Below are 17,597 nucleotides of genomic sequence, written 5' to 3' on the forward strand. Positions count from 1 at the left end.
GTCGCCAGTATCTTTACTTCGATGGAAGAAGTAAGGAAACGGCCTCGGGGTACGACGCGGATCAGCGCCAAGAACCAGATCACCATTCCGGCCGCCGCCCTTCGGGCGGCCGGTCTCGAGCGCGGCGAGCGGGTCGTCGCCCGGGCCGACGGGCCGGGTCGCGTCGTGCTCGAGCGCGAGGACGACGTCCTCGGGGCGTTCGCCGGCACCATGACCGGCGCCTACCGACGCGACGAGCTCGACGAGCTGCGTGCCGAGTGGGACTGACCCACCTCGACGCCGGGGTGCTCATCGGGTTCCTCGACGGCGATGATGCCCATCACGGGTCCGCCCGGGCGTTCCTGGACGAGGCCGTTCGCGACGGGGACCGCCTGGCGATGGCTGCCTCGGCGGTGGCGGAGTGCCTCGTCGGCCCGGCGAGGCGTGGGTCGGAGGCGGTGCAGGTCGTGCTCGACCTGTTCGACCGCCTCCCGATCGTCGTCGTCCCCCTCCGCGTCGAGATCGCGGTGACGGCGGCTGAGCTGCGGGCCCGCCATCGTCCGTTCCGGCTCCCCGACGCGCTCGTCATCGCCACCGCCGTCGCCGAGGGTGCCGACCGCCTCGTCACCACCGACCGCCGCTGGCCGTCGGCACGGCGCCTCGGTCTTCCTGCGACGGTGATCCGCCTCTAGCGCTTCCGCCGTCGCGACGGTCGGCTGAGCGGGCTGTCACCGCAACGACGGCGGCCCGGGTGCGGGACCCGGGCCGGCCTGGTGTTCACCTGGTACGCCCCCTGGGATTCGAACCCAGAACCTGCGGATTAAGAGTCCGTTGCTCTGCCATTGAGCTAGAGGCGCGTGTGGGGACTGACGAGTGTACGGCGCTGCGGTGGGGGCGGTGGCCACCCGCCGGGGCGGGCCGCCACCACCACCGTGGGGTGACCGAGGGGACTTGAACCCCCGACCTCCAGGGCCACAACCTGGCGCTCTAACCGAGCTGAGCTACGGCCACCATGGGATTGGCCAGCATAGGCGGCGGGTCGGCGACCGACGAAACCGGTCCCGTGCGTCGTGTGCCCCCGCCAGGAGTCGAACCCGGAACCTGCCGGGTAGAAACCGGCTGCTCTGTCCAGTTGAGCTACAGGGGCGCGTCGCGAGGCTAACGGCCCGGCCGGTCGGACCCCTTCCCATCTGCGCGGGTGATCATCCTCATCTCCGCGGGCGGCGGGCACTACGTTGCGTCGCGCACCCAACCAACGACCAGGGAGCAGGACACGATGAACCTCTTGGCCCAGGTGGAGACCTCCACCAGTTCCGACGGGGGTGGCGCGGGGACCGTCGTCCTGCTCGTCGTCTACCTCGTCGTCGCCCTCGTCGCCCTCGCCGGCATCTGGAAGACCATCGACAAGACCGGTCAGCCCGGCGCCTGGGCGCTGCTGTGGCTGATCTGCTTCCCGATCGGCACGATCCCGTTCCTGAAGGCCACCGGCCGGCCCACGTGGTGGGTCGTGCTCTTCTTCATCCCCTTCGTGAACATCATCATGTGGCTGATCCTGTGCATGGACATCGCCAAGAGCTTCGGCAAGGGCGCCGGGTACGGCGTCGGCCTGTGGCTCCTGCCGTTCATCTTCTTCATCCTGTTGGGCTTCGGCACCGACCAGTACCGCGGGCCGGTCGTCCAGACCGCCTGAGGCCGGCCCTGCAGCACGCCGCCGGCGCGGCTCTACCCTGAGCCGGTGAGCGACCTGCACCCCGATGACGTGCCCCTCGCCCCCGTGGCGGGGGGCACGGTCGCGCCCGGGGTGTGGCGCCCCGGGCGGCGCCTCCTCACCGCCGGGCTGATCGCCGTGGTCACGGCGGTGGCCTTCGAGTCGCTGGCCGTGTCGACGGTGATGCCTCTCGTCGAGACCGACCTCGGCGACCTGTGGCTGTACGGGTGGGTGTTCAGCGGCTTCTTCCTCGGCAACCTGGTCGGCCTCGTGGTGGCCGGGCGGGCCGCCGACCGCACGGTGCCGGCCGTGCCGTTCACGGTGGGGTTGGTGCTGTTCCTCGTCGGGCTGGTGGTCGGGGGCCTGGCGCCGGGCATGGCGGTGCTCGTCGTGGGGCGGGTCCTGCAGGGCCTCGGCGGCGGGGCGATGGTGGCCATGGCCTACGTGTGCATCGCCCGCGGCTACCCGCCTCGAGAGCGCCCGCGGATGTTCGCCCTGCTCTCCACGGCGTGGGTCGTGCCGGGGCTGCTCGGCCCGGCGGCGGCGGGGTTGGTGGGCGACGCGCTCGGGTGGCGGTGGGTGTTCCTCGGCCTGGCACCGATCACCCTGGCCATCGGGGTCATGGCCCTCGGCGGGGTGCGGGCGCTGCCGGCCAGCGCCGCCGCGGCGTCCGGGCCGACGCCGGTGCTGCGGGCGCTGGCCGTGGCGGTGGGCGCCGCGCTGGTGCTGGCCGGGTTGGGCGCGGGCTCGGTCTGGTTGGCGGTGCCGATGGTGGTCGTGGGCGCGGTGCTGGCCGTCCCCGCCTTCCTCGCCCTCACACCTCCCGGCACGGCCCGGGCCCGGGCCGGTCTGCCCGGCATCGTGGCCACCCGCGGGGTGCTGACGTTCGCGTTCTTCACGAGCAACGCCTTCGTGCCGCTGGCCCTGACCGCGGTGAAGGGGGCGAGCGCCGTCGTGGGCGGCCTGGCCCTCACCGCCGCGGCGGTCGTCTGGACCGCCGGTTCGTGGGTGCAGGACCGCTACGTGTACCGGGTGGGGCCGCGCCGGTTGGTGCGCGTCGGCATGCTGGTGCTGGCCGGCGGGGCGGCCGCCACCCTGGCGGCGATGCTCCCGGGTGTGCCGGTGGCGGTGTCGCTGGCGGCCTGGGGGGTCGCCGGGTTGGGCATCGGCCTGGCCTACTCGCCGCTGTCGGTGTCGGCGCTGTCGGCGGCCGAGTCGGGTCGCGAGGGTGCCGCCACGTCGTCGCTCCAGCTCTCCGACGGGTTGGGCACCGCGCTCGGCACGGGGGTGGCCGGGGTGTTGGTGGCCGCCGGGGTGGCCGTCGCCGGCACGGAGGGCCCGGGGCTGGTGGCGGTGTTCGGCCTCACCATCGTGGTGTCGGGCCTGGGCGCGGTGCTCGCCGAACGGGTGCCCGACCGCCTCGCCACCCACGCCTGACCGCCGCGCCGGTCGGCCGATCAGCCGATCAGCGGTGGGGCAGCTCCACGGGGCTGCCGTCCCCGTCGTCGCCGTCCTCCCGGTCGCCGCCGTCCTCGGCGTCCGCGCCCGGGGCGGTGCGCTCCATCTCGGCGAGCTGGTGGTAGAGCCGCCAGCGTTCGGCCACGTCCTCGCCCTCGAGGGCCAGCAGGCGCCGTGAGCGCTCCGGGTCGCTGCGGGCCAGCCCGGCGAAGCGGCCGTCGGTGGAGGTGAACTCGGCGAGGTCGATGGTGGGGTCGTGGGCGTCGAGGCGGAACGGGTGCTCGTGCTCGCCCGCCCCGGGGTGGTAGCGGAACAGGGGCCAGTACCCGCTGCGCACGGCGTCCTTCTGGTGGGTCATCGACGTCGACATGTCGATGCCGTGGGCGATGCACGTCGAGTAGGCGATGACGAGCGACGGCCCGGGCCACGCCTCGGCCTCGGTGAGGGCCTTCACCGTCTGGAGGTCGTTGGCGCCCATGGCGATCTGGGCGACGTAGACGTTGCCGTAGCTCATGGCCACGAGCCCGAGGTCCTTCTTGGCGGTGGGCTTGCCGCCGGTGGCGAACTTGGCGACGGCGCCGCGGGGGGTGGCCTTGGAGGACTGCCCGCCGGTGTTGGAGTACACCTCGGTGTCGAGGACGAGGACGTTGACGTCGGCGCCCGACGCCAGCACGTGGTCGAGTCCGCCCGAGCCGATGTCGTAGGCCCAGCCGTCGCCGCCGACGATCCAGACGCTGCGCCGCACGAGGTGCTCGGCCACGCCGGCCAGCATGCGGGCCCGGCGGGCGGTCTCGCTGCCCGCCCGGGTGCGTTGCAGCTCGTCGAGGCGGGTGGCGAGCTCGGCCACCGCGGCGCGTTGGGTGGCGATGCCGGTCTCGTCGTGCTGGTCGGCGGTCAGGAGCCGCTCGACGAGCTCGGGGTCGAGGTCGTCGGCGAGGGCGGCCAGCTCGGAGCGGGCCAGGTCGGCGGCGGCGTCGACGGCGACGCGCAGGCCGAGGCCGAACTCGGCGTTGTCCTCGAACAGGGAGTTGGCCCACGCCGGGCCGTGGCCCTCCCCGTCGCTGGCCCACGGCGTGGTGGGCAGGTTGCCGCCGTAGATCGACGAGCACCCGGTGGCGTTGGCGACCATCGCCCGGTCGCCGAAGAGCTGGGTGAGCAGGCGCAGGTAGGGCGTCTCGCCGCACCCGGCGCAGGCTCCGGAGAACTCGAAGAGCGGCCGCAGGACCGCCGCGCCCTTCACGGTGTCGTGGGCCAGCGCCGTGCGGGGCAGCTCGGGCAGGTCGAGGAACGCCTCCCACCGGGGTCGTTCGAGGTCGCGGCGCGTCTCGGCGTCGACCATGGTGAGCGACCGGTGGGCGGGGTCGTCCTTGGCGTGGCCGGGGCACACGTCGACGCACACCGCGCACCCGGTGCAGTCGTCGGGGGCGATCTGGATGGTGAGGAGGTGGCCGTCGAGGCCCCGGGCCCGGAACGGCTTGGTGTCGAGGGCGTCGGCGCCGGGGGTCGCCGCGAACACCTCGGGCGGCTCGGCCTTCATGCGGATGGCGGCATGGGGGCAGACCATCACGCAGCGCCCGCAGTCGACGCACAGGTCGGGCTCCCACATCGGCAGCTCGTGGGCGAGGCGGCGCTGCTCGTAGCGGGCGGTGCCCACCGGGAACGTGCCGTCGACGGGCAGGGCGCTCACCGGGAGGCGGTCGCCCTCGCCGGCGAGCATCACCGCGGTGACGCGGGCGACGAACTCGGGGACGTGGTCGGGTACCGGGGGCCGGCGGTGCCGGGTGGTGGTGACGGCGTCGGGCACGGGCACCTCGTGGAGGGCGCCGAGGGCGAGGTCGACGGCGGCGTCGTTGCGGGCGGCCACGTCGCCGCCGCGGCCCCCGTAGGCCTTGGCGAACCCGGCCTTGAGCTCGGCGAGGGCGCGATCGAGGGGGAGCACCCCGGAGAGGGCGAAGAACGCCGGGAGCATGACGGCGTTCACCCGGCCGGGCAGCCCGGCCTGCCGGGCCACCTGGTGGGCGTCGACCACCCAGAGGCGCAGGTCCCGCTCGACGACCTCGGCCTGCACCTCGGCGGGCAGGTGGTCCCACACCTCGTCGGGGGCCCACGGGGCGTTGACCAGCACGGTGGCGCCGGGCTCGGCCACCGCCAGGACGTCGAGGCGCTCGAGGAGGTCGGTGTGGTGGCAGGCCACGAATCCGGCCCGGCTGATGAGGTACGTGGAGCGGATCGGGCGGTCGGAGACCCGGAGGTGCGACACGGTCACCGACCCCGACTTCTTCGAGTCGTAGACGAAGTAGCCCTGCACGTGGCGGTCGGTGTCCTCCCCGATGAGCTTGGCGGCGGTCTTGTTGGCGCTCACGGTGCCGTCGCTGCCGAGGCCGTAGAACACGGCGCGCAGGTCGGCGGCGTCGGTGTCGAAGGTGGGGTCGACGCGCAGGCTGGTGTGGGAGACGTCGTCGACGATGCCGACGGTGAAGTGGTTGCGGGGCCGCTCGGCGTCGAGCTCGGCGAACACCGCGGCGGCCATGGCCGGGGTGAACTCCTTCGACGACAACCCGTAGCGCCCGCCGATGACGCGGGGCACGTCGGCCAGGCGGCCGTCGGCCCGGGCCTCGGCGAGGGCGGCCACGACGTCGGTGTAGAGCGGCTCGCCCACCGCGCCGGGCTCCTTGGTGCGGTCGAGCACGGCCACGGACGTGACCGACGGCGGGAGGGCGGCGACGAGGGCGTCGGCGGGGAACGGCCGGTAGAGGCGCACGGTGAGCACGCCGACGTCCTCGCCCCGGGCCCGCAGCGCGTCGACGGCTTCGCTCACCGCCCCGGTGGCCGAGCCCATCACCACGATCACCCGGTCGGCGTCGGGAGCGCCCTCGTAGTCGACGAGGCCGTAGCGCCGACCGGTGCGCTCGGCGAGCACCGCGAACAGCTCGGCGACGGTGTCGGGGACGGCCCGGTGGAAAGGGTTGGAGGCCTCGCGGGCCTGGAAGAACACGTCGGGGTTCTGGGCCGACCCGCGCAGCACGGGGTGGTCGGGGGAGAGGCCCCGGGCCCGGTGGGCGGCGAGGGCGTCGTCGTCGAGCATCGCGTCGAGGTCGTCGGTGTCGAGCAGGTCGACGGGGCCGAGCTCGTGGCTGGTGCGGAACCCGTCGAAGAAGTGCAGGAACGGCACCCGGCTGCGCAGGCTGGCCCCGTGGGCGACGGCCGCGAAGTCGTGGGCCTCCTGCACCGACGACGCGCACAGCAGGGCCATGCCGGTGGTGCGGGCGGCCATCACGTCGCTGTGGTCGCCGAAGATGGACAGGGCGTGGGTGGCGACGGTGCGGGCCGCGACGTGGATGACGGTGGGGGTGAGCTCACCGGCCACCTTGAACAGGTTGGGCAGCATCAACAACAGGCCCTGGGAGGCGGTGAAGGTGGTGGTGAGCGCCCCGGTGGTGGCCGCCCCGTGGAGGGTGCCGGCTGCGCCGGCCTCGCTCTGCATCTCCACCACCCGGGGCACCGCCCCCCAGTGGTTGGGGCGCTCGTCGTTGCTCCACGCGTCGGCGTGCTCGCCCATGGCCGAGGCGGGGGTGATCGGGTAGATGGCCACGACCTCGGACAGCGCGTAGGCCACGCGGGCGGCGGCCTCGTTGCCGTCCATCACGACGCGCTCGGGTCGACCGTGCCCGGTGGGGGGCGTCTCGGTGGTCGGGTGGGCTCTCGTCACTGGGTCCATCATGGGCCGCGGCGGCCGGTCCGGGAAGGGGAGAAGGTCACGCGGGTGCTGCGCGAGACTCGCCGCCATGAAGCTCGCCCTCGGTCTCGACCTCTACCGCGGCGCCACCATGGACGTGCCCGTCGACGACGTGCGCCGTGCCGAGGCGCTCGGCTACCACTCGGTGTGGACCGCCGAGGCGTACGGCTCCGACGCCCTGTCGCCCCTCGCGTACCTCGCCGCGGTCACCGACCGCATCAAGCTGGCCACCGGGGTCGTGCAGATCGCCGCCCGCACGCCGGCGGCGACGGCCATGCACGCCCTCACCATCGACGCCCTCGCCGGTGGCGACCGGGTCATCATCGGCCTCGGGGTGTCGGGCCCGCAGATCGTGGAGGGCTGGTACGGCCAGCCGTGGGGCAACCCGAACCGGCGTCTGCGCGAGTACGTGGCCATCATGCGCAAGGTCATCGCCCGCGAGCCGCTCACCAACGAGGGCCCCGAGTTCCCGTTGCCCTACGACGGGCCCCGCACCCTGGGTCAGGGCAAGGCGCTGAAGTCGATCCTGCACCCGGCGGGGGAGATCGAGATCTGGCTGGCCGCCGGCGGGCCCCGCAACACCGAGCTCTCCGCGGAGGTGGCCGACGGGATGCTGCCGATGGGGTGGGGGTTCGACGGCCCCCAGGTGTACGGGCCCGCTCTCGAAGCCGGGTTCGCGCGGCGGGGCGAGCGGCCCGACGGCTTCGAGGTGTTCGGCGGGGTGAGCGTGGTGTTCACCGACGACGTGCAGGCCGCCCTCGACGCCATGAAGCCGCTGACCGCCATGTACGTGGGCGGCATGGGCAGCGAGACGCACAACTACCACCGTGAGGCCATGGCCCGCCGGGGGTTCCCGGACGAGGCGGCCCGCATCCAGGAGCTGTGGCGGGCCGGCCGCCGCGAGGAGGCGGTGGCGGCCGTGCCCGACGAGTACCACGACGACGGGGCGCTGATCGGGTCCGAGCAGCGCATCCGGGCCCGCTGGGAGCCGTGGACCCGTTCCGGGCTGACCGGGCTCATCGTGCGCGCCGAGCAGCCCGAGGGTCTCGACCTGCTCGCCGAGCTGGCCGGCACCCGCGACCAGATGGAGGTGGGATCGTGACCTACGAGCTGATCGAGGTCGACCGGCCGGCGCAGTTCGTGGCCCGGGTCACCCTGAACCGCCCCGACAAGCGCAACGCCATCTCCACGCCGATGCGCGCCGAGCTGCTCGACGCGCTGGCCGCCCACGACCTCGACCCCGAGGTGCGGGTCACGGTGCTGCGGGGGTCGGGGCCGTGCTTCTCGGCGGGCTACGACCTGGGTGGCGACCTGATGGCCGAGCCGCCGTTCCACACGTCGCCCGGTGACGGCAACTGGTCGCGCCACGTCACGGAGAACTGGTTCGCGTTCTGGGACATGGCCAAGCCGGTCATCGCCCAGGTGCACGGCTACGCCATCGCCGGGGCCACCGAGCTGGCCCAGGCGTGCGACCTGGTCTACGTGGCCGAGGACGCCCGCATCGGCTACCCCATCGTGCGGGTGGCCTCGCCGCCGGACTGGCAGTACCACACGCCCCTGCTGGGCATGCGCCGGGCGATGGAGATCATGTTGCTCGGCGACGACCTCACCGGGGCCGAGGCGGTGGCCCTCGGGTGGGCCAACCGGGCCTTCCCGGCCGCCGACCTCGACGACGCGGTGCTCGACATCGCCGAGCGGGTGGCGGGCGTGGAGACCGACCTGGCCCAGATCAACAAGCGCCTCGTGCACCGCCAGGCCGACATCATGGGGGTGCGCTCGGCCATCCGGGCGGGGTCGGAGTTCCAGGCCCTCGCCGGGCACCAGCGCTCGGTCGAGGCGTTCAAGGCCGATCCGCTCGGCACCATGAAGCGGGTCAACGCCGCCGACGCCGCCCGGCGGGCGGCCCGCGAGGGGGCCTCGACGCCCGAGGCCTGAGCTCAGGCCTGGGGGCGTCCGCCCTGGATGCTGGCCCGCTCCATGACCCGGCGGGCCGGCCAGTAGTCGCTGGCCGCGTAGTGCTGCACGGCCCGGTTGTCCCAGAACGCCACCGAGTCGTCCTCCCAGTGGAACCGCACCTGGTGCTCGACGGTCTCGGCTTCGCGGTAGAGGCGTTCGAGGAGGGCGGCGCTCTCGTCGGGGTCCATGCCCACGATGCCGTCGGTGAACACGCGGTTGACGTAGAGGAGCTTTCGGCCGGTGCCCTCGTGGGTGATCGTGACGGGGTGCTCGACCACCGGGTAGGTGGCGCGCATCTCGGCCTTGCGGTCGTCGGGGACGTTGTGGCCGAACGCCTTCATGAAGTCGTGGCGGGCGTGGAGGGTGTCGACGAGGGCCCGGGTCTCGTCGTCGAGCGATTCGTAGGCGGCGTACATGTCGCTGAAGAGGGTGTCGCCCCCTGAGGGCGGCACCTCGACGGCGTGGAGGACGGCGCCCATCGACGGGCGTTCGCGCCACGTGACGTCGTGGTGCCAGCTGTTCTCGTAGCCGCCCACCTCGGCGGTCTTCTCGAAGCGGACCAGCTCGGGACGTCCCGGGTTGCCGGGGATGAAGGGGTGGATCTCGAGCTCGCCGAACCGGGCCGCGAAGGCGACGTGGCGTTCGGCGGTGAGGGGCTGGTCGCGGAAGAACAGGACCTTGTAGTCGTAGAGGGCCTGGCGGATCTCGGCGATGGCCTCGTCGCTCAGCTCGGTGGTGAGGTCGATGCCGTGGAGCTCGGCGCCGAGGGTGGCGCCGAGGGGGCGGGCCTCGAAGTGCTGCCAGGTGAGCCCGGCGAGGCGCTCGCGTTCGGCGGCGAGGTGGGTGGCGGGGCCCATGCGGATGCCGGGGACGACCTCGCGGCGGATGGCCCCGAGGCGTTCGCTGGGGTCCTTCTCGGCGACGACGTCGGTGTGGGTGGTGGTCATGGGTCCCCCTCCGGACGGACGCGATTGCGTCCCAGGACGCTAATTCTGCCACGGCGGGGGTCCGCTGTCGAGGGACCCCGTGGTCAGAGGCGGGGGAGCACCTCGTGCTCGAGCAGGTGCAGGCTCTCCCAGGCCGTCTCGGGCGGCAGCCCGCCGAGGAGGGGGTGCAGCACGAAGAAGCCCAGGTCGCCGGCCTCGGTCAGCTCGGCCACCAGCTCGTCGGGGGTGGCCACCCGGTAGCGGCCGTCGGCGCGCAGGGCGTCGGGGTCGTCGAAGGTCTCGTAGCCGGTGTCGAGGCCGGCCGCCTCGGCCCAGGCGCCGTAGGCGTTCACCTCGTGCATGGCGTAGGGGGCGAGGGTCGCCCAGCCCTCGTCGTGGTCGGCGGCCACGAACACCGTGGCGGTGCTGCCGCCCATGTGGGGTCCCGGGTCGGGGCGGCCGAGGGCGATCACCTCGTCGCGGTACGCCGGCCACGAGTCGGGGGTGGAGGGCTGGTAGCCGTCGGCGATGCGGGCGGCGCGCCGGGCCGCGGCGTCGGACGAACCGCCGAGGATGACCGCCGGGCCCCCGGGGTTGGTGGGCCTCGGGAGGACCTGCACCGTGCGCCCCCGGTGCTCGAAGGGCTCGCCGGTCCACGCCTGCTTGAGCACCTTCACCGTCTCGGTGGTGCGCGCCGCCCGCTCGGACATGGGCACGTCGAACATGTCGAACTCGCTGCGCACGTAGCCGTTGGCCACGATCACGCTCAGCCGGCCGCCGCTGAGCAGGTCGACGACGGCGATGTCCTCGGCGAGGCGGAGGGGGTCGTGGAGGGGGGCGATGATGGCCGCGACGCTGAGGGCGATGGTGCTGGTGCGCGCCGCCATCGCCGCCGCCACCGGCAGCGGGCTCGGCAGGTAGCCGTCGGCGGAGCCGTGGTGTTCGGACACGCCGACGAACAGCGCCCCGTTGCGCTCCGCCCACTCGGCCATGTCCACCGCGGCCCGGTAGCGCTCGGCCACGGTGCCGGGCGCGAAGTCCGGCACGCGCAGGTCGAATCGGAGCCCGAACATCGCCATGGTGTCCCCCTCGTCGGATCCGGTCGGATCGTCGCCGGGGATCGTAGGCACGCCCGCCGTGGCGGGTGGTCAGGACCCGGTGGCCGGCGTCGCCGCGCTCAGCGGACGGGGTCTCAGCCGACCGGGCACTGGTTGACCTGGGCCTCCACGATCTCGGCCATGACCACGGAGCCGAAGGCGTTGGGGTGCACCCCGTCGACGGTCATGGAGGTCCAGCCGCCGAAGTAGGCGATGGTGAGGTTCCAGTCGGCCAGGCGGTACCGGTCGGGCCAGTAGAGGGCGTGGGTCCGCCACCAGTCGTTGAGCGTCTTGTTGACCCCTGGGCGGATGCCGGGCATCTGCTCGTCGAGGGTGAGGAAGACCATGCAGGAGGCGTTCGAGAACGCGTCGCGGATCGGCGTGTAGCCGTTGTCGTAGGTGTTGGCGACGGTCTGGCCGGCGTTGGTGATCGCGCAGGCGTCGTTCGTGCCGAGGCTGATGACCGCGATGTCGACGGCGTTGTTCCAGTCGCGCGCCGCCTGCACCATCTCGTAGGACTTGGCCCCGCAGACGGCCAGCCGACTCGTCTGGTGGGTGTCGCCGAGGAAGAACTCGAGATGCGCACCGGTCGGGTCGTAGAGCAGCGAGTCACTGAGGATCGCCACCCTGGGCCCGGAGAGGTTGCCCTGGAACGGGCTCATGCACGCCGACGCCAGCAGGGTCAGCACGACCAGCACCACCGCTGCGGTGACCGGGCGCTTCATCGTGCCTCCGTCTCCGCGGCCGCTGTGCCGAGAGCGACCGCTCGTCGGCGAACCTTCCTTCTCGGTTCGAGCGTGGACGCACGGGGCGGCGGTGCCCAGAGGCCTTCGTCACGATGGCTGCCGACGCGACGGTGCCCGCCCCGGAGGGCGGGCACCGGTCGTCGAGCGGGTCGTGCGGGGAGTGCGTCAGCCGGTGAAGCGGGGGGTGCCGACGGCGGCGACCGCCGGGGAGGCGGTGGCGGCCGCCGCTTCGGGCTCGGGCTCGGGCTCCGGCGGCGTGACGGCGACGGTGACCTGGGCGGTGGCGGTGGCCGTGGCGGTGAGCACCTCGACGCAGGCGGGGCTCGCCTGCTGGGGTGCGGACGCGTCCTCGACCGGCACCTGCTGCTCCGGCGCGTTGCAGGCCGTCCAGGTGCCCACGTTGACGGTGTCCTCGGTGATGGTGGCCTCGACGGTGAGGCCGGCGGCGACGGTGCTCACCGAGGCGCCGGGCTGGAGGTCGTACTCGAGGTCCGAGAAGAGCGGGCCGAGCTGATCGTCGGTGAGGGAGTGGAAGCCGAAGGGCACGTTGCCGGTGTTGGTGACCGTGTAGCAGTAGTAGACGGTCGTGCCGGCCTCGACCTCGATCGAGCTCTCGGAGCCGCAGACACCGGCTTCGGTGGTGACGGTCTTGGTCAACGAGATCTGCGGGTTGGCCGGCGCCGCACCGGCGGGTGCGGCGCTCAGGCCGAGCAGGGCCGCGGCGGCGAGGGCGACTGCGAGCTTGCGGATCATGGTGCTCTCCTTCGATGGGGTCCTCGGCACCATACCCCCTGGGGCATATGCCGGTCGACATTCCGATGGTGGCGCGCCCGACGCTGACGGGCAGGTGGGACCGGACGGCTCGCGACCGTGGGTGGAGCGGGTGACGGGAATCGAACCCGCATAGCCTGCTTGGAAGGCAGGGGCTCTAGCCATTGAGCTACACCCGCGACGACCGGCGACGGTAGCAGCCCGGTCGTGGCGACCGGGCTGCTCAGGGGCGCGTGGCGGAGGCCAGCGCGTCGACGTGGCCGCGGATGCGTTCGGTGAAGACGGCCTCGGAGAACGGTTCGGCCGAGGCGGTGACGGTCGCCTCGTCGAGGGTGAGGGACCGCAGTCGGTCGACGGCGGTGACGAGCGCGTCCGGGGTGCGTCCGGTGAGGTGCACCCCGTTGACGGCGTCGGCGACGGTGTCGAGGTAGCCGCCGAAGGGCACGACGATCGAGGGCGTGCCGAACACCGCCGCCTCCACCGGGGTGAGGCCGAAGTCCTCGACGCCGAGGGCGACGAGCGCCTCGGCCTCGGCGTAGAGCCAGCGCAGCTCGGTGTCGCTCACCCGTCCGAGGAAGGTGACGTTGGGTCCGGCCATGGCTCGGAGGCGGGCGTCGTCGGGCCCTTCGCCGACGACCACCAGGCGCTCGGCGGGAAGGGCGGCGAACGCCGCCACCGCCACGTCGACGTGCTTGTAGGGCAACAGGCGTGACACGCACAGGAAGAAGCCCGGGTCGAGGCCGGGCACGGGGGTGCGTTCGCCGTCGACGTCGATGCTGTGGGGCGGGTGCACGATGTCGGCGTCGATGCCGTAGGCGTCGCGCACGAGCTGGCGGGCGCGTGAGGAGTTGGCCAGGTACAGGTCGGCGCTGCGAGCTGCCCGTTGGTCCCAGCGCCGCAGCGGTGGCCCGAGCACCGCCAGCATGGCCTTCGTGGCCGCCGACGACTCCGCCGTGTAGGCGTCGGTCTGGTACAGCCATCGGGCCGGGGCGTGGCACATCACCACCTTGGCGCCGGTGGTGCGCACCCCGTGGGCCCACCCGCTGGTGTTGCACACCACCACCTCGGCGTCGATCGTCGTGGTCGACCACGTGGGGGCCAGGACGGGCAGGGCGAGGCGGTGGTGCCGGCGCAGGAGGCCGATGCGGTCGATCGGCGCGGTGCGCACGGTCACGTCGGCCAGTTCGGGGAACGTGCCGGCGGGGTCGTGGAGGGCGGTGTGGACTTCGGCGTCGGGGAAGGCGCGGGTGAGCGAGAGCACCACCCGTTCGGCGCCCCCGCGCTGGGTGAGGTAGTCGTGGGCGATGGCGACGGCCGGGGTCGGTCGGTGGGCGGCGGTCACGGCATCAGTCTGGCGCCGCTCTCCGGCACGGCGGGGCGATGGCCAGACGCCGCCGGATTCCTCAATGAATTTCTGTGGTTCTCGTTGACGTGCGTACTGGTGTTCGATATACTTCAGCCATGGGAATCGAGGCCGATCGCAGCGGGTGCGACGAGTGGCACGAGTTGCACCACGCCATCGAGGCGGTCGAGCCCGACCCCACCGCGGTGGCGGTCGGCGAGCTGCTGGTGGCGCGTGAGCGGCTCGAGGCCCGGTTGTGCGCGGCGTTGTCGGGCTTCCTGAGCCGGGGCCTGCACCGGGTGGAGGGGTGGGGCTCGCCGGTCGGCTGGCTGAAGGCCCAGGGCGTGTCCGACGCCGACGCGAAGCGCCTGGCCGTCCGGGCCGCTCGCCTGGCGGCGTGGCCGGCGCTCGCCGCCTCGTGGTTCGACGGGGAGGTGTCCGCCGCCCAGGTCGAGGTCGTCGTCCGTCGGGTGCCCGCCCCGCTGGTCGACCTCTACGGCGCCCACGACGCCGAGGTCTCGCCGTACCTCGTGGCCCTGTCGGTGGCCGACACCGCCCGGGCCGTGCGCGACTGGGTGGTCCGGGCCGAGGCCGTCGTCGACGGCCACGGGGCCGGGGCCGCCCGCTCGGGCCTGTCGGTCTCGCGCACCCTCGACGGGCGGGCCGTGCTCGACGGCGAGCTCGACCCCGACACCGCGGCCCTCACCGAGACGGCGCTGCGGGTGGCCGAGCGCCCCGACGAGCCGGGCGAGATCCGCACCGCCCGCGAGCGCTGCGGTGAGGCGTTCACCACGGTGGTGCGCTTCTTCTGCGACCACTTCGCGGCGCCCGGTGCCCGCCCCGCCCGCCAGCACCCCCACGTGGCGGTCACGATCGATCCCGACGACCTGATCGCCGGGTCGCTGCGCGGCCTCGGCATCGCCACCGCCGACGACCTCGAGCGCTTCCTCGCCGCCCGGTCGGTCACGGTGGTCGAGGAGGGCCTCTTCCGCGACGCCCTGGCGCATGCCGCCGGCGTCCCGGTCGACCACGACGGTCATCCGCTGCGTGCCGCCAGCCTGGCCACCCTCTTCACCGAGGGCACGCTGGTGCACCGGTTGCTCGTCGCCGACGGGCAGGTGATCGACCGGGGTCGAGACGTCCGGCTCGCCTCACCGGACCTGCGCGACGCCATGGTGGCCCGCGACCGGGGCTGTCGGTTCCCGCGCTGCGACGCGCCCACCGCCTGGGTCCACGCCCACCACCTCCGCCACTGGGAGCACGGTGGGGCCACCGACCTCGCCAACCTCGCCGGGCTGTGTGCCGCCCACCACGGGGTGGTCCACCGCCAGGGGTGGGACCTCACCCTCGAGCCCGACGCCACGTTGGTGTTCCGACGACCCGACGGCACGACCCTCGCCAGCCCACCGCCGCGACGGCGTCGACCGTCGCCCCTGCCGCTGCACCACCCCCGTCGTCGCGGCCTGATCCCCGAGCTCCCCGTGTTCCCCGTGCTCCCCGAGACCGGGGTGTCCGGCCCGGCGGCGGTCGCGCCCGGCGTGGATGCGGCGACCCCTGTCCCCGGTGAGGGCGAGCGGGTCGTCGGGCCCGGTGAGCACGAGCACGAACACGAGGTCGAGGGCGAGCACGAGCACGATGCCGGGAGCGGGGAGCCGGAGCCCTCCGTCGACGAGCTCGATCGGATGGTGCGGGCCCGGGTGGTCGACCTGGTCGTCCGTCATCATCGCCGGCGCCCTCCACCGTCGGCGCCCGACCCGTGGGTCTGGCCCGAGGCCGGCTGATCGGCCCGCCGCATCACCACCCCTCCCGGCGAGTCCGCCCTGACGGTTCCTCGGGACCCACGTGGGACTGGCGGTACCGTGGTCCGGTGGACGCGAGCCCGATGGCCGACGGGGACCGGGGCCCGAGGCTGCTCGAGCCGGTCACGCTCGGATCACGCGTGGTGCCGTGCCCGGGCGTGCGCTACAGCGAGGTGGCCGGCATCCCGGTGCTGTGGGAGCCGGTCGGTCGGGTCCTCCACGAGCTGACTCCCGCCGGGGCGGCGCTGTGGGCGGCCCTCGACGGTCGCTCGGTCGGTGAGGTGGTGGTGGCCGCCGTGGGGCCCGCCGACCCGGCCCGGGGGGCGCTGGAGCGCGACACCGTCGACGTGGTGCGCCGCCTGCGGGCTCTTGGCCTGGCCGAGGATCGCGGCGACGCCGCCGCCCCGCCCGCGGACGCCGCCGCCGGGGTTCTGTTCGTGTCGGTCACGCTGGCCGGGCGGGTGGTGCGTGACGGCGCCGGGGCGGTGGTGGTGGTCGGCGGCGACCCGGGTGGCTGTTCGGCGGTCGAGCTCGACGTCGCCCATCGGCGTCTGGTGGCGGTGGCACCCCCGGGGGGCCGGCCGGTGGCGGCCGCCGTCGACCTCGTGGGCCTCGGCGTGCTCGACGACGATCCTGTGCTCGCCGACGGGGCCGCACCGGGCGCGGTCGGCCCGGTCGAGGCGCTGGCCGCGGTGATGGCCGCCACGCCCGTCGACCCCGATCCGCCGGCAGGCCTGCTCGACGCCATGGCCGCGTTGGTCGAGGCGGTGCCGGTCGAGGTCCGGGCCGCGGCGTCGGTCTGAAGCGGTCGACGGCTCCGGCCGCGGCCCGCGGTCGGGCCCGGGGTCGGCGGCGAGGGTGCGGGGGGTCGCCCGGGCGGCGGGTGACGGAGCAGCGCCGGGCGGACTGCGCCTCGTCAGACCGCGGCTCGCGTCCCGGGGCGGGGTAGGCGATCGAGGGTGCGCCGGGCCACGCGGGCGGCCCGGGCGGCGGGCGAGGGGTAGGTGCCGGGCGCGGGGGTGAGGGTGGCGCGGCGCAGGACGGCCCGTTCGGCGGGGGTGCGCAGCTCGAGGTAGGTGGCCACCGCCTCGAGGGCGCCGATCGGGTCGTCGGGTCGTTCGACGCGCAGCCACAGCCGGTCACGCCACCGGGGGACGAACCCGTGAGCCCAGCCGAGCACCGTGGCCGCGGCCCCGCCCGGGCCCACCGACGCCGGGTCGAGGCGCAGCTCCCGGGCCGCCATGAGCACCCCGACGGCGAGCAGCGCTTCGGAGCCCCACCGCCGGGACAGCACCACGAGGCGGTCGGGGTCGAGGTCGGGTGACACCAGCACCTGGGCGACGTCGCGCAGGGTGAGCGCTCGTCGCCAGCCGAGCACGAGGAGGTGGGCGCAGGCGTGCAGGAGGGTGGCCTCCGCCGACAGCGTGGTGTGGTCGGCCCGGCCGTAGGTGAAGGGACGGGGGCGCTCCCACAGCTCGTCGGGGGGCACCCGCACGCCGAGGGGGCCCCACACCAGGGTCCGGTGGACGTCGACCTCGAGGCCGCCGGGGAGGGCGACGGTGATCCCCCGCCCGACGGTGGCCGCGTAGCCGGGCGCCGGGTCGGGGTCGAGGCGCACGCCGCCCATCGCGGCGAGGAGCCGGTCGGTGGCGTCGATGTCGGCGCCGTGCACCAACAGGTCGAGGTCGCGGGTGGGGCGCATCTGGGGGTCGGGGTAGTCGAGGGCGCCGAGGGCCGGGCCCTTCAACAGGCGCACGGCCACCCCGCCGTGGGCGAGGTGGTCGACGATGTCGGCGCTGCGCTGCTCGTGCCACATGCGGTTGCGGGTCAGCTCCACCTCGAGCTCGGCGACCTCGGCGCGCTGCGCGGCGGTGGCGGGCAGGGCGTCGTCGGCGACCGCCGCCACCAGCAGTCCGTCGAGGCGGTGGTGGCCGACCTCGGCCCGCAGCGCCGTCCAGGCGCCGTCGGTGAGCGGCCGGGTGCTGAGCGGCCGGGCCGGGTCGTCGGTCAGGCCGTGGGCCAGGACCGCCCGGGTGGTGTCGGCGAGGTCGAACCCCCACGCCGGGGCCGTGGCCACGG

At 74.2% G+C, this 17,597-nt stretch carries 15 protein-coding genes and 4 tRNA genes; 8 read left to right on the forward strand and 11 right to left on the reverse strand.

Going from position 1 to position 17,597, the window contains the following annotated elements; all coding sequences use genetic code 11:
* The first annotated feature begins 21 nt into the window (after positions 1-21).
* On the forward strand, positions 22-267 hold the full coding sequence (locus MUE36_01120) for a type II toxin-antitoxin system PrlF family antitoxin (GenBank protein ID MCU0309532.1): 246 nt from the start codon (positions 22-24) through the stop codon (positions 265-267).
* Positions 258-671 carry a PIN domain-containing protein gene (locus tag MUE36_01125; protein MCU0309533.1) on the forward strand — a complete coding sequence of 138 codons (414 nt, stop codon included), beginning with the start codon at positions 258-260 and terminating at the stop codon, positions 669-671. Before MUE36_01120 ends, MUE36_01125 begins: the two co-directional genes overlap by 10 nt.
* A 90-nt stretch (positions 672-761) precedes the next feature.
* Here MUE36_01125 and MUE36_01130 read toward each other — a convergent pair.
* From MUE36_01130 to MUE36_01140, 3 genes are all read right to left on the reverse strand, one after another.
* Positions 762-836 (reverse strand) — tRNA-Lys (locus MUE36_01130).
* A 76-nt stretch (positions 837-912) separates the two neighbouring features.
* Positions 913-990, reverse strand: a tRNA-His gene (locus MUE36_01135).
* A gap of 62 nt (positions 991-1,052) precedes the next feature.
* Positions 1,053-1,126, reverse strand: a tRNA-Arg gene (locus MUE36_01140).
* Between the two features lie 129 nt (positions 1,127-1,255).
* On the opposite strand from MUE36_01140, the gene MUE36_01145 reads away from it, so the two are divergent.
* Together MUE36_01145 and MUE36_01150 are read left to right on the forward strand one after the other, a co-directional pair.
* On the forward strand, positions 1,256-1,669 hold the full coding sequence (locus MUE36_01145) for a DUF5684 domain-containing protein (GenBank protein ID MCU0309534.1): 414 nt from the start codon (positions 1,256-1,258) through the stop codon (positions 1,667-1,669).
* 45 nt (positions 1,670-1,714) lie between these two features.
* Positions 1,715-3,124, forward strand: coding sequence for an MFS transporter (locus MUE36_01150; GenBank protein MCU0309535.1), 1,410 nt, complete (start codon positions 1,715-1,717; stop codon positions 3,122-3,124).
* A gap of 28 nt (positions 3,125-3,152) precedes the next feature.
* On the opposite strand, the gene nifJ is transcribed toward MUE36_01150, so the two are convergent.
* Complete coding sequence (gene nifJ / locus MUE36_01155; protein ID MCU0309536.1) at positions 3,153-6,854, reverse strand: pyruvate:ferredoxin (flavodoxin) oxidoreductase; 3,702 nt, start codon at positions 6,852-6,854, stop codon at positions 3,153-3,155.
* A 76-nt stretch (positions 6,855-6,930) separates the two neighbouring features.
* Here nifJ and MUE36_01160 point away from each other — a divergent pair, with 76 nt between their 5' ends.
* Positions 6,931-7,983 carry an LLM class F420-dependent oxidoreductase gene (locus MUE36_01160; GenBank protein ID MCU0309537.1) on the forward strand — a complete coding sequence of 351 codons (1,053 nt, stop codon included), beginning with the start codon at positions 6,931-6,933 and terminating at the stop codon, positions 7,981-7,983.
* Positions 7,980-8,816: an enoyl-CoA hydratase-related protein gene (locus MUE36_01165; protein MCU0309538.1), complete on the forward strand. Its 837-nt coding sequence runs from the start codon at positions 7,980-7,982 to the stop codon at positions 8,814-8,816. The genes MUE36_01160 and MUE36_01165 overlap by 4 nt, the downstream gene beginning before the upstream one ends.
* 2 nt (positions 8,817-8,818) lie before the next feature.
* Here MUE36_01165 and MUE36_01170 read toward each other — a convergent pair whose 3' ends face one another.
* The 6 genes from MUE36_01170 to MUE36_01195 form a co-directional block, all read right to left on the reverse strand.
* Positions 8,819-9,784: a TauD/TfdA family dioxygenase gene (locus MUE36_01170; protein ID MCU0309539.1), complete on the reverse strand. Its 966-nt coding sequence runs from the start codon at positions 9,782-9,784 to the stop codon at positions 8,819-8,821.
* 83 nt (positions 9,785-9,867) lie between these two features.
* The gene (locus MUE36_01175) at positions 9,868-10,842 is read right to left on the reverse strand and encodes an LLM class flavin-dependent oxidoreductase (protein ID MCU0309540.1); all 975 of its coding nucleotides are present in this window, start codon (positions 10,840-10,842) and stop codon (positions 9,868-9,870) included.
* A 113-nt stretch (positions 10,843-10,955) separates the two neighbouring features.
* Positions 10,956-11,585, reverse strand: coding sequence for an SGNH/GDSL hydrolase family protein (locus tag MUE36_01180; GenBank protein MCU0309541.1), 630 nt, complete (start codon positions 11,583-11,585; stop codon positions 10,956-10,958).
* A 186-nt stretch (positions 11,586-11,771) separates the two neighbouring features.
* The gene (locus MUE36_01185) at positions 11,772-12,359 is read right to left on the reverse strand and encodes a hypothetical protein (GenBank protein MCU0309542.1); all 588 of its coding nucleotides are present in this window, start codon (positions 12,357-12,359) and stop codon (positions 11,772-11,774) included.
* A 122-nt stretch (positions 12,360-12,481) separates the two neighbouring features.
* Positions 12,482-12,556 (reverse strand) — tRNA-Gly (locus tag MUE36_01190).
* Positions 12,557-12,600: 44 nt separating this feature from the next.
* A complete protein-coding gene (locus tag MUE36_01195) occupies positions 12,601-13,719 on the reverse strand; it encodes a glycosyltransferase (protein MCU0309543.1) in 1,119 nt (372 codons plus the stop codon).
* A 119-nt stretch (positions 13,720-13,838) separates the two neighbouring features.
* Here MUE36_01195 and MUE36_01200 point away from each other — a divergent pair, with 119 nt between their 5' ends.
* Positions 13,839-15,500: an HNH endonuclease gene (locus MUE36_01200; protein ID MCU0309544.1), complete on the forward strand. Its 1,662-nt coding sequence runs from the start codon at positions 13,839-13,841 to the stop codon at positions 15,498-15,500.
* Between the two features lie 86 nt (positions 15,501-15,586).
* Positions 15,587-16,321 carry a hypothetical protein gene (locus MUE36_01205; protein MCU0309545.1) on the forward strand — a complete coding sequence of 245 codons (735 nt, stop codon included), beginning with the start codon at positions 15,587-15,589 and terminating at the stop codon, positions 16,319-16,321.
* 113 nt (positions 16,322-16,434) lie between these two features.
* On the opposite strand, the gene MUE36_01210 is transcribed toward MUE36_01205, so the two are convergent.
* The gene (locus tag MUE36_01210; protein ID MCU0309546.1) at positions 16,435-17,595 is read right to left on the reverse strand and encodes a nucleotidyltransferase family protein; all 1,161 of its coding nucleotides are present in this window, start codon (positions 17,593-17,595) and stop codon (positions 16,435-16,437) included.
* Positions 17,596-17,597 lie beyond the last annotated feature (2 nt).

Source organism: Acidimicrobiales bacterium (genome assembly GCA_025455885.1).
In the GTDB taxonomy this organism is placed as follows: Bacteria; Actinomycetota; Acidimicrobiia; order Acidimicrobiales; family Acidimicrobilacustridaceae; genus Rhabdothermincola_A.

Coding starts and splice junctions, on each gene's coding strand:
- MUE36_01120 (MCU0309532.1), top strand. CDS start 22: ATGGAAGAAGTAAGGAAACGGCCTCGGGGTACGACGCGGATCAGCGCC.
- MUE36_01145 (MCU0309534.1), top strand. CDS start 1,256: ATGAACCTCTTGGCCCAGGTGGAGACCTCCACCAGTTCCGACGGGGGT.
- MUE36_01160 (MCU0309537.1), top strand. CDS start 6,931: ATGAAGCTCGCCCTCGGTCTCGACCTCTACCGCGGCGCCACCATGGAC.
- MUE36_01170 (MCU0309539.1), bottom strand. CDS start 9,784: ATGACCACCACCCACACCGACGTCGTCGCCGAGAAGGACCCCAGCGAA.
- MUE36_01175 (MCU0309540.1), bottom strand. CDS start 10,842: ATGGCGATGTTCGGGCTCCGATTCGACCTGCGCGTGCCGGACTTCGCG.
- MUE36_01180 (MCU0309541.1), bottom strand. CDS start 11,585: ATGAAGCGCCCGGTCACCGCAGCGGTGGTGCTGGTCGTGCTGACCCTG.
- MUE36_01185 (MCU0309542.1), bottom strand. CDS start 12,359: ATGATCCGCAAGCTCGCAGTCGCCCTCGCCGCCGCGGCCCTGCTCGGC.
- MUE36_01200 (MCU0309544.1), top strand. CDS start 13,839: ATGGGAATCGAGGCCGATCGCAGCGGGTGCGACGAGTGGCACGAGTTG.